Origin of the sequence: Micromonospora sp. NPDC051006 (assembly GCF_044456245.1) — a bacterium.
In the GTDB taxonomy this organism is placed as follows: domain Bacteria; phylum Actinomycetota; class Actinomycetes; order Mycobacteriales; family Micromonosporaceae; genus Micromonospora.
In genome coordinates, this window is sequence record NZ_JBITFP010000010.1 from 31,595 (window position 1) to 44,063 (window position 12,469).

The 12,469-nt window shown below is 73.3% G+C and carries 11 protein-coding genes; 3 read left to right on the forward strand and 8 right to left on the reverse strand.

Features of this window, described 5'->3' with window-relative positions:
* Positions 1–141: 141 nt before the first annotated feature.
* The gene (uvrA, locus tag ACIBBA_RS17445; RefSeq protein WP_396698320.1) at positions 142–3,087 is read right to left on the reverse strand and encodes an excinuclease ABC subunit UvrA; all 2,946 of its coding nucleotides are present in this window, start codon (positions 3,085–3,087) and stop codon (positions 142–144) included.
* A 163-nt stretch (positions 3,088–3,250) separates the two neighbouring features.
* Entirely contained in the window at positions 3,251–4,330 is a 1,080-nt protein-coding gene (gene rsgA, locus ACIBBA_RS17450) for a ribosome small subunit-dependent GTPase A (RefSeq protein WP_396698322.1), read from the reverse strand.
* 178 nt (positions 4,331–4,508) lie between these two features.
* On the opposite strand from rsgA, the gene ACIBBA_RS17455 reads away from it, so the two are divergent.
* Together ACIBBA_RS17455 and ACIBBA_RS17460 are read left to right on the forward strand one after the other, a co-directional pair.
* Complete coding sequence (locus tag ACIBBA_RS17455; protein ID WP_396698324.1) at positions 4,509–5,225, forward strand: maleylpyruvate isomerase family mycothiol-dependent enzyme; 717 nt, start codon at positions 4,509–4,511, stop codon at positions 5,223–5,225.
* A gap of 8 nt (positions 5,226–5,233) precedes the next feature.
* The gene (locus tag ACIBBA_RS17460; protein ID WP_357050538.1) at positions 5,234–5,887 is read left to right on the forward strand and encodes an MBL fold metallo-hydrolase; all 654 of its coding nucleotides are present in this window, start codon (positions 5,234–5,236) and stop codon (positions 5,885–5,887) included.
* Between the two features lie 7 nt (positions 5,888–5,894).
* Here the strand turns inward: ACIBBA_RS17460 and ACIBBA_RS17465 are convergent, their stop codons facing one another.
* A complete protein-coding gene (locus ACIBBA_RS17465; RefSeq protein WP_396698327.1) occupies positions 5,895–6,518 on the reverse strand; it encodes a DedA family protein in 624 nt (207 codons plus the stop codon).
* Positions 6,519–6,614: 96 nt separating this feature from the next.
* Entirely contained in the window at positions 6,615–7,298 is a 684-nt protein-coding gene (locus tag ACIBBA_RS17470; protein ID WP_396698329.1) for a class I SAM-dependent methyltransferase, read from the reverse strand.
* A gap of 184 nt (positions 7,299–7,482) precedes the next feature.
* Between ACIBBA_RS17470 and ACIBBA_RS17475 the strand changes: the two genes are divergently transcribed.
* Entirely contained in the window at positions 7,483–7,686 is a 204-nt protein-coding gene (locus tag ACIBBA_RS17475) for a cold-shock protein (protein ID WP_091663412.1), read from the forward strand.
* 123 nt (positions 7,687–7,809) lie between these two features.
* Here ACIBBA_RS17475 and ACIBBA_RS17480 read toward each other — a convergent pair whose 3' ends face one another.
* From ACIBBA_RS17480 to ACIBBA_RS17495, 4 genes are all read right to left on the reverse strand, one after another.
* Entirely contained in the window at positions 7,810–9,081 is a 1,272-nt protein-coding gene (locus ACIBBA_RS17480) for an MFS transporter (RefSeq protein WP_396698331.1), read from the reverse strand.
* Complete coding sequence (locus tag ACIBBA_RS17485) at positions 9,078–9,653, reverse strand: ArsR/SmtB family transcription factor (protein WP_396698333.1); 576 nt, start codon at positions 9,651–9,653, stop codon at positions 9,078–9,080. Before ACIBBA_RS17485 ends, ACIBBA_RS17480 begins: the two co-directional genes overlap by 4 nt.
* Positions 9,654–9,761: 108 nt before the next feature.
* Positions 9,762–10,643: a hypothetical protein gene (locus ACIBBA_RS17490; RefSeq protein ID WP_396698335.1), complete on the reverse strand. Its 882-nt coding sequence runs from the start codon at positions 10,641–10,643 to the stop codon at positions 9,762–9,764.
* Between the two features lie 162 nt (positions 10,644–10,805).
* A complete protein-coding gene (locus tag ACIBBA_RS17495; protein WP_396698337.1) occupies positions 10,806–12,467 on the reverse strand; it encodes a CocE/NonD family hydrolase in 1,662 nt (553 codons plus the stop codon).
* Between the last annotated feature and the right edge of the window lie 2 nt (positions 12,468–12,469).

The window sequence follows — 12,469 nt, forward strand, 5'->3', positions numbered from 1 at the left end:
CCCTTCTCTCGGCTGCCGCGGCCGGACCTGACCGTGGCCACACTTCTGCACACGGCTCACTGTGCCGGACGGTTCAGCCGTACCACGATGCGGCACCCGACGGAGGCGGACCTGCCGGCCCGCCGTCCGTCAGGGGTGCGGTCAGCGCGCCCCGGCGGGCACCTTCCGCGAGGTACGGGTGGTCTTCGCCCCGTTGGCCTTGGCCGCCCGGGAGGTGGCCGCCGCGGCGCCCTTCGCCTCGCCGTCGAGCTTGAGCACCTGGCGCAGGAACTGCCCGGTGTGGCTCTCAACCACCTCGGCGACCTCTTCGGGGGTGCCGGTGGCGAGCACGGTGCCGCCCCGGTGACCGCCCTCCGGGCCCATGTCGATCAGCCAGTCGGCCGTCTTGATCACGTCGAGGTTGTGCTCGATGGTGATCACGGTGTTGCCCTTGTCGACCAGGCCCTCCAGCACCATGAGCAGCTTGCGGATGTCCTCGAAGTGCAGCCCGGTCGTCGGCTCGTCGAGCACGTAGACCGTCCGGCCGGTGGAGCGCTTCTGCAGCTCGGAGGCGAGCTTGACCCGCTGCGCCTCGCCGCCGGAGAGGGTCGGCGCCGGCTGGCCGAGCCGGACGTAGCCCAGCCCGACGTCGACCAGCGTCTTCAGGTGCCGGTGGATGGCCGGGATGGCGGAGAAGAACTCGGCCGCCTCCTCGATCGGCATCTCCAGCAGGTCGGAGACGGTCTTGCCCTTGTAGTGCACCTCGAGCGTCTCGCGGTTGTAGCGGGCGCCCTTGCAGACCTCGCACGGGACGTAGACGTCGGGCAGGAAGTTCATCTCGATCTTGATCGTGCCGTCGCCGGAGCACGCCTCGCAGCGTCCACCCTTGACGTTGAAGGAGAAGCGGCCCGGCCCGTAGCCGCGCACCTTCGCCTCGGTGGTCTCGGCGAAGAGCTTGCGGATGTGGTCCCAGACGCCGGTGTAGGTGGCCGGGTTGGACCGCGGGGTACGACCGATCGGCGACTGGTCCACCCCGACGACCTTGTCGACGTGCTCCAGCCCGGTGACCCGGGTGTGCCGGCCGGGCACCAGCCGGGCGCCGTTGATCTGGTTGGCCAGGACCGCGTGCAGGATGTCGTTGACCAGCGTCGACTTGCCCGAGCCGCTGACCCCGGTGACCGCGATGAGCTGGCCGAGCGGGAAGGAGACCGTCAGGTTGCGCAGGTTGTGCTCGCGCGCCCCGTGCACCACCAGCTCGCGGCCGGGCGTCTGCGGCCGGCGCAGCTGCGGGGTCGGGATCGACCGGCGACCGGAGAGGTAGGCCCCGGTCATCGAGTCCGGGTTCTCCAGCAGCGCCGGCACCGACCCGCTGTGCACGATCTTGCCGCCGTGCTCACCGGCGCCCGGGCCGATGTCGACGATCCAGTCGGCGGTGCGGATGGTGTCCTCGTCGTGCTCGACCACGATCAGCGTGTTACCCAGCCCGCGCAGCCGGATCAGGGTCTCGATCAGCCGGTGGTTGTCGCGCTGGTGCAGCCCGATCGACGGCTCGTCCAGCACGTAGAGCACACCGACCAGACCGGAGCCGATCTGGGTGGCCAGCCGGATGCGCTGCGCCTCGCCGCCGGAGAGGGTGCCGGCCGGCCGGTCGAGGGAGAGGTAGTCCAGCCCGACGTCGAGCAGGAACCGCAGCCGGGCGTTGATCTCCTTCAGCACCCGCTCGGCGATCATCTTCTGCCGGTCGGTGAGCTCGATGCCAGCGAGCAGGTCGGCGGCCTCGCCCACGGACAGGTTGCAGACCTCGGCGATGCTCTTGCCGGCCAGGGTGACCGCGAGCACCTCCGGCTTGAGCCGGGCGCCACCGCAGGCCGCGCAGGGCACGTCGCGCATGTAGCCCTCGTACTTCTCGCGCGACCACTCCGACTCGGTGTCGGTGTGCCGGCGCTCGATCCACTGCACCACGCCCTCGAAGCCGGTGTAGTAGGAGCGCTCGCGGCCGTACTTGTTGCGGTAGCGCACGTGCACCTGGTCGCCGGAGCCGTGCAGGATCGTCTTCTGCGCCCGCGACGGCAGCGCCCGCCACGGCGTGTCCAGGTCGAAGTGCTCGGCCTCACCGAGCGCCTCGAGCAGCCGGAGGAAGTATTCCAGGGTGTGCCCGCCGGACCAGGGCTGGATCGCGCCCTCGCGCAGGGTGCGCTCCGGGTCGGGGACGACCAGCTCCGGGTCGACCTCCTTCTTGGTGCCCAGGCCGGTGCACTCTGGGCAGGCACCGTAGGGCGCGTTGAAGGAGAAGACCCGGGGCTCGAGGTCCTCGATGGCGAGCGGGTGGTCGTTGGGGCAGGCCAGGTGCTCGGAGTAGCGCCGCTCCCGGTCGGGGTCGTCCTCGGCCAGGTCGACGAAGTCGAGCAGCACCAGCCCGCCGGAGAGGCCGAGCGCCGCCTCGACCGAGTCGGTCAGCCGCTGCTTGGCGCTCGGCTTGACGGTGAGCCGGTCGATCACCACCTCGATGGTGTGCTTCTCCTGCTTCTTGAGCTTCGGCGGCTCGGTCAGCTGGTGCACGACGCCGTCGATCCGGGCCCGGGCGTAACCCTTGGCCTGCAGCTCGGCGAAGAGGTCGACGTATTCGCCCTTGCGGCCCCGGACCACCGGGGCGAGCACCATGAACCGGGTGCCCTCGGCCATCGCCAGCACCCGGTCGACGATCTGCTGCGGGCTCTGTCGGGAGATCCGCTCGCCGCAGACCGGACAGTGCGGCTCGCCGACCCGGGCGAAGAGCAGGCGGAGGTAGTCGTAGACCTCGGTGATCGTGCCGACCGTGGAGCGCGGGTTGCGCGAGGTCGACTTCTGGTCGATCGAGACGGCGGGGCTGAGCCCCTCGATGAAGTCGACGTCGGGCTTGTCCATCTGGCCGAGGAACTGCCGGGCGTACGAGGAGAGCGACTCGACGTAGCGGCGCTGCCCCTCGGCGAAGATGGTGTCGAAGGCCAGGCTCGACTTGCCCGACCCGGAGAGCCCGGTGAAGACGATCAGAGCGTCCCGGGGCAGGTCGAGACTGACGTCACGCAGGTTGTGCTCGCGCGCGCCACGGATGATCAGTCGGTCGGCCACGGTACGTGTACTCCCGGGTGCAGAAGATGAGGCGGATCTGTCCGTCAGAGGACGATTCTGAGCGGTTGTGAGGGCGCAGGAATGACGCCTCGGCAACTCTAGCCCCGAGGTACGACAAGTTCCCGCGCCCGCACATTCCCCCAGCTCAGCCCGGTCGGGCGGGTCAGAACCCGCCCGCCGACGGTGGGCTCGCCGGACGGCTCGGGCGGCGGCGGCCGCCTCGCCAGCCACCGCGCCGCTCGGCGGCCACCCGGGTCTCCCGGCGCCGGGTCTCGAAGGCCAGCTCCCGCTGCAACCGGCGCCAGCTCTCCCAGCGTCGGGCGGTCAGCTCACCGTTCTCCAGCGCCTCGCGCACCGCGCACGCCGGCTCGCCGTCGTGCCCGCAGTCGCCGTAGCGGCAGCCGGTGGCCAGCTCGGCGATGTCGACGAAGGCCCGATCCAGGCCCCGCGAGCCGTCCAGCAGGCCGACCGCCCGCACACCGGGTGTGTCGAGCACCGCGCCCGCACCGGGCACCGGCACCAGCGACCGCCAGGTGGTGGTGTGCCGGCCCTTGCCGTCCACCCGCCGGATCGCCTGGGTCGGCATCACGACCGCCCCGGCCAACGCGTTGACCAGGCTCGACTTGCCCGCCCCGGAGGGGCCGAGCAGAGCCAGCGTGCGGCCGGCCGCGACCTGCGCCCGCAGCGGGTCGAGGCCGGCACCACGTTCGGCGCTGACCGGCAGCACCGGCACCCCGGGGGCGACCGCGGCGAGCTGACGGGCGATCGCGTCCGGATCGGCGGCGAGGTCGACCTTGGTGAGCACGACCAGCGGCTGGGCGCCGGACTCGTGGGCCAGGGAGAGCAGCCGCTCGATCCGGCCGATGTCCGGCTCCGGATGCACCGGCTCGACCACCGCGGCGGCGGTCAGGTTAGCGGCGAGCACCTGGCCGCTGGCGTCCTTGCCGGCGGTCCGGCGCACCAGCGCGGTACGCCGGGGCAGCACGGCCTCGACGGTGGCCCGCCGGTCGGGCCAGGTGCCGACCAGCACCCAGTCGCCCGCGCAGGGCAGCGTGCTCAGATCGTTGGCGGCGGTGGCCAGCACCGCCCCGCCGAGGCTGGCCCGGATCGGGCCGTCGGCGCAGAGCACGGTGCAGACCCCCCGGTCGACCCGGGTCACCCGGCCCGGTCGGTGATCGGCGCGTCGGCGTACGTGGGCCGCCCACTCGGCATCCCAGCCGAGGGCGGTCAGATCGATGGTCATGGCATCCTCATCGGTGTCGGAGGTGACTGCGGTGGAGCACGCGTGCTACGACCGGCATGAGCCCCACCTCCTCCCCCGTCCCGGTGCCGCGTTACCGCACCGACGGTAGGGGGCGGGACGGCGCGCCGAAAGCGATTTCCGCGACGACGGCGGGACGCTGGACCGCTAGGGTCGGAACGTGACCACGGACCCGCTGCTGCTGATCGGCGAGGTGCACGACGCGACGTCCCGGTTGCTGCGTACCGCCGCCGCCCTGGACGAGGCGGAGCTGGCCGCCGCGTCGCTGCTGCCGGGCTGGACCCGCGGCCACGTGCTCGCGCACGTGGCCCGCAACGCCGACGGGTTCGTCAACCTGCTCACCGCCGCCCGTACCGGCGAGCCCCGGCCGATGTACGCCTCGGCCGCCGCCCGCGCCGCGGACATCGAGGCCGGTGCCGCCCGGCCGCCCGCCGCGCACCTCGACGACCTCCGCCGCTCCGCCGACCGGTTCGCCGAGGCGGTCGCCGCCATGCCCGCGGCGGCCTGGGCCGCGACCATCGACACGCCACGTGGCCCGAGGGTCGCCGCGCTGCTGGTCTGGGGTCGGCTGCGCGAGCTGGAGGTGCACCATCTGGACCTGGCCACCGGGCACCGGCCCGCGGCGTGGCCGGAGGCGTTCGCCCACCGGCTGCTGCACGAGGTGGCCAGCGACCTCGCCGACCGGCCCGGCGTGCCGCCGATGGTGCTGCGCTTCGACGGCAGCCGGCACGAACTGGTGATCGGTGGGCGCAGCGAAGCGCCGGTCGTCGCCGGCCCCGCCCCCGACCTCGCCGCCTGGCTGATCGGCCGGGGCGACGGCGGCCCGCTCACCGTCACCCCCGACGGCACCCTGCCGAACCCACCCGAATGGATGTAGACGACCAGATGACCTACAGCGGAGACGTCACCCCCGGCGGTGCGCCGGCGGTACGCGAGCTCGACCAGCTCACCATCAGCAAGCTGTCGGTGGGCCCGATGGACAACAACGCCTACCTGTTGACCTGCCGCGCCACCGGCGACCAACTGCTCGTCGACGCGGCGAACGAGGCCCCCCGGCTGCTGGAGCTGGTCGGCGACGCCCGGCTGGGCACCGTGGTCACCACCCACCAGCACATGGACCACTGGGTGGCGCTGGAGGAGGTGGTCGCCAAGACCGGGGCCCAGGCCCTGGTGCACGTCGACGACGCGGCCGGCCTGCCGATCGAGGCGGAGACGCTCGTCGACGGCGACACCGTGCGGGTCGGCGACTGCGCGCTGGAGGTCATCCACCTGCGCGGGCACACCCCCGGCTCGATCGCCCTGCTCTACCGCGACCCGGCCGGCACGCCGCACCTGTTCACCGGCGACAGCCTCTTTCCCGGTGGGGTGGGCAACACCAACAAGGACCCGCTGCGGTTCAACGCGCTGCTCGATGACGTCGAGCAGAAGCTCTTCGACCGGCTGCCGGACGAGACCTGGTTCTATCCCGGTCACGGCAAGGACAGCACGCTCGGTGCAGAGCGGCCGGCGCTGCCGCAGTGGCGGGCCCGCGGTTGGTGACCCGACCTCAGGCGACCGGTTCGACGGCGGTCAGCGCGCGCAGCCGGCGGCGGGTGCCGAGCAGCACCCCGCCGGCGAGCAGCAGGCCGACCGCCATGGTGACCAGCATCGGGCTGGCCTCACCGGGAAGCAACCCGGCCAGCGACCGGGAGGCCGTGCCGAGCACCAGGTAGAGCCCGGCCCAGCTGGCGGCACCGAGCGCCGCGCAGCCGAGGAAGCGCCGGTAGGACATCCGCAGCCCGCCCGCGGCCAGCGGCAGCAGCGCGTTGAACACCGGCAGGAAGGGCGCGACCAGCACCATCCGGCCGCCACCCTGGCGCAGGATGCCCTCGGCGGCCGCCCACCGGGACTCGCCGATCCAGTCGCCGACGCGGCTGTGCCGGAGCCGGTCGCCGTACCGGCGGCCGACCAGGAAGCTCAGGGACCATCCGGCCAGGCAACCGGTCACCACGGCGGCGAAGGTGGCCAGTCCCGTCGCGGGCCGGCCCACCCCCACCGCGGCGAGGATGGCCACGTCGCCGGGGACCAGCACCCCGAGCAGCGGCACGGCGTCGAAGAGCATCACCACCCCGAGCACCCCCATCAACAGGGTGGTGGGAAGCTCTCCGACCTGGGCCAGCCAATCCGCCATGTCCGTACGGTATGGCCACCGCGCCAGCGCGCACATCCGGCCGGACCCCCCACCCCTCCCCTGATACCGGCTCGGGGTGGTCCCTGAGAAGACCGCTCAGGCCGGGCGCAGCACCTGCACCCGGCGCAGCGCCGAGTCGACCGACGGCTCGGTGGTGGGCACCGGGTAGCTGTCCACCGCGACCAGCCAGCCCGGCGGCAGGAATCCGCGCCCCGGGTCACCGACGAGCACCTCCGTGCCGCCGGCCGCGGCCCGGGCGAGGAAGGGCAGTACCCGCTCGGCCATCTCCCGGTCGTAGAGCACGTCGCCGGCGACCAGCAGGTCGGTGTCGTCCCCGGTCGAGTCGAGCAGGTCGCCACCGACGGCGGTGACGGTGACCCGGTTGACCCGGGCGTTCACCGTGACCGCGGCCACCGCGTACGGGTCGATGTCGTTGGCGATCACCCGCTCGGCTCCGGCGAGCGCGGCCGCGATCGCGACCAGGCCGGAGCCGGCGGCGAGGTCCAGCACCCGGCGCCCGGCGACCAGCTCGGGGTGGTCGAGCAGATGGCGGGCCAGCGCCTGGCCACCGGCCCAGACGGACGCCCAGTACGGCGCCGGCAGGGCGTGCCCGGCGAGCGCCTCCATCCGGGCCCACCACACGATCGCGTCCTCGGCCAGGTGCAGCCGCACCTCGGGTACGTAGGGAGCGGAGACCAACCGCAGCCGGTCCAGCCCGCCGCCGGGAGCGCCGATCTCGCGCTCCAGCTCGGCCAGCGCGGCGTCCGTGGCATCCCTCATCGGCGCAAGCATGCCTCAGCGGGAGCCCTCCGGGGCGGCTTTCATCGTGCCGCGCCGAGAGTTCACCCGGTCGCCTGCGGCACTTCGCCCAGCAGATGGCGGTCTGGCCGGTTACTGTCGGGGAGGCAAAGGGCGATCATCGGCCGCGGGTCGGTGGTCTCCCGCTTTGAACAGGGAGAGACGCATGGCAACCGGCACGGTTAAGTGGTTCAACTCGGAAAAGGGCTTCGGCTTCATCGAGCAGGACGGCGGCGGCCCGGACGTGTTCGTCCACTACTCGGCCATCCAGTCCAGTGGCTACCGCGAGCTGAACGAGGGGCAGAAGGTCGAGTTCGAGGTGACCCAGGGGCAGAAGGGCCCGCAGGCGGACAACGTCCGTCCGATCTAGACCCGCGCCGGTGGCGGCGGCCGGTGACCGGCCGCCGTCGCACTGCGCCTCACCCCTCGCCGGGCACTGCCGGCGTGGGGTCTTCGTTCCGGACCGCCGGCGGGTATCTGCGCGGCGTCGGCCTCACTGTGCCGGCGCGGTGGGCAGGTCCCGCCGGCGGCGCAGCGGCCCGACCAACAGGATCAGCGGCGTCAGCGCGAGCCACCCGGTCATCGCCAGCACCGCGGTCCGGTCGCCGTAGGCAGTGCCCAGGGCGCCGGCCAGCAGCGCGGCCAGCGGGATGGTTCCGTAGTTGAGCAGTTGCATGCTCACCGTGATCCGGCCGAGCAGGTGGTGCGGCGGATAGGTCTGGCGGAAGCTGCCCTTCAGCACGTTGCCCACCGCCACACCGAGGCTGACCAGCACCCCGCCGAGCGCCGGCCAGAGCAGGCCGGTCCCCGGCGCGGCCAGTGGGATCAGCAGCGCCGGTGGCCCGGTGAAGGCCGCCGCCAGCAGCATCGCCCGCGCGGTGCCGAAACGCCGCCCGGCAGCGGTGGCGAGCAGCGCGCCCACCACGCCGCCGAGGCTCATCGCGGCGACCAGCACGCCGACCGTCCCGGGGGCCAGCCGGACGTCGCGGATCAGGTAGACCACCAGCACCGCCTGGTAGCCGACCAGCCCGATGTTGCTCGCGGCGCCGAAGAGCGTCAGCACCCGCAGGTAGGGGTCGTGGGCGACGAAGCGCACCCCGTCGGCGATCTCCCGGCGCAGTGACCGCGCCCGGTCGGCGCGCGCCGACCGGGGCTCCACCGTGCGGATCCGAGCCAGGCAGACCGCGGAGACCAGGAAGGTCAGCGCGTCGAGCAGCAACGCGGCCACCGCCCCGACGGCCTGCGCGATCCCGCCGGCCACGCCCGGGCCGATCACGTAGCTGGCGGTCTGGGTGGCCTGCAGCTTCGCGTTGCCCTCCGGCACCTCGGCGGGGCGCAGCAGGACGGGCAGGTAGACCTGGTCGGCGGTCTCGAAGAAGACCCGGGCCAGCCCCGCGCAGAGCGCCACGGCCAGCAACTGCCCGATGGTGAGCCCGCCGAGCGCGGCGGCGAGCGGCACGCTGAGGAAGAGCAGCGCCGCCACCAGATCGCACGTGATCATGACGGGTCGGCGGGGCAGCCGGTCCACCCAGGCGCCGACCAGCAGGCCGAACAGCAGCCAGGGCAGCCAGGCCGCGGCGGTGAGCAGCGCCACCTGGAAGGTGCTCGCGTCGAGCACGGCCACCGCCACCAGCGGCAGCGCCACCGCGGTGACGTTACTGCCGATGCTGCTGACCGCCTGGCCGGCCCAGAGCAGCCGGAAGTCGCGGTGCCACAGCAGACCGCCGCGACGCGGGGGCGCCGGGGCCGGGGCGAGCGCGGTCACGGCTGCGCCGGGATGCCGTAGGCGAACAGGAAGACCGGCTGCCGTTCCCGCCCGTCGTCGGGGACCTTCCGGTCGGCCCAGCGGGCCAGCAGGTCGATCACCTCGCGCCCCAGCTCGTCCAGCTCCTCGGGGGTGAGGTGCAGCCAGCGGTCGGTGGAGAACGGCGCGTCGGCCCAGGCGGCGTGCGTCGCGTCGTCGGCGGCGTGCCAGGCCCGGGCGAGGGCGACGTGCCGGTCCAGGTTGAGCGAGGTGGCCGCGTCGGCCACCGCGCGCGCGGCCGGGTCGCTGTCGAAGTCCGCGTTGGACCATCGCAGCCCCCGGCTGACCAGCCGCCACCACCGCTCGCGACGGTCGCGGGCCAGTTCCGGGGCCTCGGTGACCAGCTCGGCGGCGGCGAGCGCCTTGAGGTGGTGGCTGACGTTCGCGGGTGCCTGACCGGTGCGCTCGGCGAGCATCCCGACGGTGGCCGGACCGTGCACCTTGAGCACGTCCATCAGCCGCCGGCGCAGCGGGTGGGACATCGCCGCCAGCACCCGCGAGTCGGTGACCTGACGTACGTCGCGGTTCTCCATGCCGCCAGACTGCCATCCGCAACACCAGTTGCGCAACAGTTATTGCGCAACTGATGTTGCGGACTGGGTGGGCGGGCCACCCCCGGGCCGGGGTGGCCCGCCCACGACTCAGGCGGCCAGCCTGCGGGCCAACTCCTCGGCGACCTGCTTCGCCATGGTCGGCGGGATCGCCGCGGCGATCTTCTCCGGGGTCAGCGAGGCCAGTACGCCCTGGACGATCGCCGGCTCGTCGGTGAAGTCCCGGCCCGCGAGGGTGGCCAGGGCCTGCTGGACACCGCTGAGCTGGCTGCCGAGGCTGGTCAATGTCGGGTGACTGACCGGCTTCGCGCCGACCGCGTCGTCCTTGCCGACCGCCAGCCGCAGGTACGTCTGGCCGATCGGCTCGCGGCCGTCGAGGCGGGAGAGCATGGTTTCGATGCGCTTGAGTCGTCCGTCCTGTTCCGGGGTCATGTCGTCCTCCAGAAGACCGATGGTGGTGAGGTAGCGGCGGAACAGCGGGGTCTGGTCCCGGCCCGCCTTGATGGAGTCGCGGAAGAAGCTGAAGTGCGTGTGCCACAGGTGCGAGTTGTCGCCGCTGGTGCGGCGGGCAAGGCGGTCCCACCGGCGGACCGTCCGACCGTCCGGGGTGTAGATGATCTCCCGGATGTCGCGGGTGTCCGCGGCGTTCGCGACGCACTGCGCCACGCACCAGGTGGAGAAGCTGCGTAGGTCGTGCGTCTGGCCGCCGGAGCGGACCTGGAACTGCCCCACGTCGAGCGCGGCCGCGTCCAGGGTCAGTCCGTTGCGGTCCCGCGAGGACTCGACGACCGAGTAGTCATTGGTCACCACCCGGTCCGAGCCGCAGTGATAGCCGCCGCGGTGCGCGGGGTCGCCGACGATGCCGACCTCGGCGGGCTCCAGATCGGAGTCGCGGACGGTGTTCTTGTCGATGTTGAGGTGGGTGAGCAGCAGGCTACGCACGGCTGACAGGTTCGCCGGGGCCCGGGTCATGGGGTCCCCCTTTCCGAAGGGATGGGGGCCGGGTCACGGGGTTACACCGCGTCACGAGACGGGGCTGACGGGCGAGCCCGGCCTACTGAGTGCACGGCGCCGGGCGTTGGCTCAACCATAGCCCGCTGTTTGGGCAAACGCCCAGGTCAGCAGGTTTCACATTCACATTCGGCGCCGCGTCCGACCACTTCGGACGACCGGCAGCAGCAGTCTGGACGGGTGCGCCGGATCGTGCAGGATCTCCCGACGTCCTGCACGCAGCGTGACGGCAGTGCCGAGCGGCTCGCCGGTGCCGGGGTTGCGCGCGTAGCGGGGGTGGGCGCCACCGGAGACCTGCACCCGCAGCCGGTGGCCGGGGGGGAAACGGTGGGCGGTCGGCCAGAGCGTCACCGGCACCCGCACCACCCCGTCGGCGTCGACCGGGAACCGACCGGGTGCCACCCGGACCAGCCCGTCACAGACGTTCCACGACCGCCCCCGGCGGTCCACGTCGCACAGTCGCACGAAGACGTCCAGGTACGACAGTTCGCTGCGGACGTGAATCTCGGCCGAGACCGGCCCGAGCACCTCGACCGGCTCAGCGAGCGGGGCGCTGGACCAGGTGAGCACGTCCGGGCGGGCCTCGATCCGCTGGTTGTCCACCGGCCCGGCCCGCTGGGCGACCAGCAGCGGCCCACCGAGCGAGGGGGTCGGGTCCGCCGGGTCGTACCAGAGGGCGTCCGGCGGGGACGGCACCGGCGGACGGGTGCAGAGCGCGCGGCCGGGCTGCAGGTGCCAGGCGGTGGGCACCGCCGGCGGCGGCCAGTCCGGCAGGTCGCGCCAGCCACCGCCGGCGCCGCCGACGTGCAGCCGCACCGGCGCCGTGGCAGGCGCCGACCGCCCGGCCAGGTGCCGGTCCAGCCAGGCCAGCCCTTCGCGCAGCGCGGCCACGAAGAGCCCGGGGCTGCCGTGGGTCCACGGCCCGATCACCAGGCGCGGCCGGCGGCCGGCGGCGCGCAGCGCCGCGTAGTCGGCGAGCTGAGCGGGCAGGAAGATGTCGTGCCAGCCGCTGACCATGGCCACCGGCGCCCGCACCCGGGCCACGGCCTCGTCGAAGATCCGGGTACGCCAGTAGTCGGCCCGCGGCGTGTGGTGGGTCAGCCACTCCTGGAAGAAGGGCACGGTCACCCCGGTGGCGATCCGGTCGGCCTCGGCGAGCGGCAGGTGGGACAGCGCCGCGACGAGCCGGGGCTGACCGCGCTTGAGCTCCCACTGCCGGGCCAGCCACGGCACGGTCTGCGCCTGAAGCAACTCGGCCCAGGTCAGCACGGTGTCCAGGGCGAAGGACTCCCCCGCGTACGTCGAGTCCCGGGTGGCCGAGGCGGTCGCCACCGCGACCATCGCGCGCAGCTCGTCGCCGGCGTCGGCGGCCAGCGCCCACTGCACGAAGCCCTGGTAGCTGGCCCCGAAGCTGCCGAACCCGCCCGAGTACCACGGCTGGCGGCGCAGCCAGTCCAGGGTGTCCAGCCCGTCGTCGCGCTCGTGCACCAGCGGGGCGAACGAGCCGCCCGAGCCGTACGTGCCCCGGCAGGACTGGATCACCACGTGGAAGCCCCGCTCGGCGAGGAGCCGCCCGAGCAGCCGCGCCGGTCCACCTCGGCCGTACGGGGTGCGGATCAGCACGGTCGGCGAGTCGGGCAGGTCGGGGGCGTAGTGATCGGTGCGCAGCGGCACCCCGTCACGGACCCGCACCGCGATGTTCCGGCGCACCGTCACCCGCCGGGTTCGCGGGCCGGGCAGCCGGAGCACGGCGGCGGCCAGCCGGGTGGCCAGCGGGTCGAGCACGG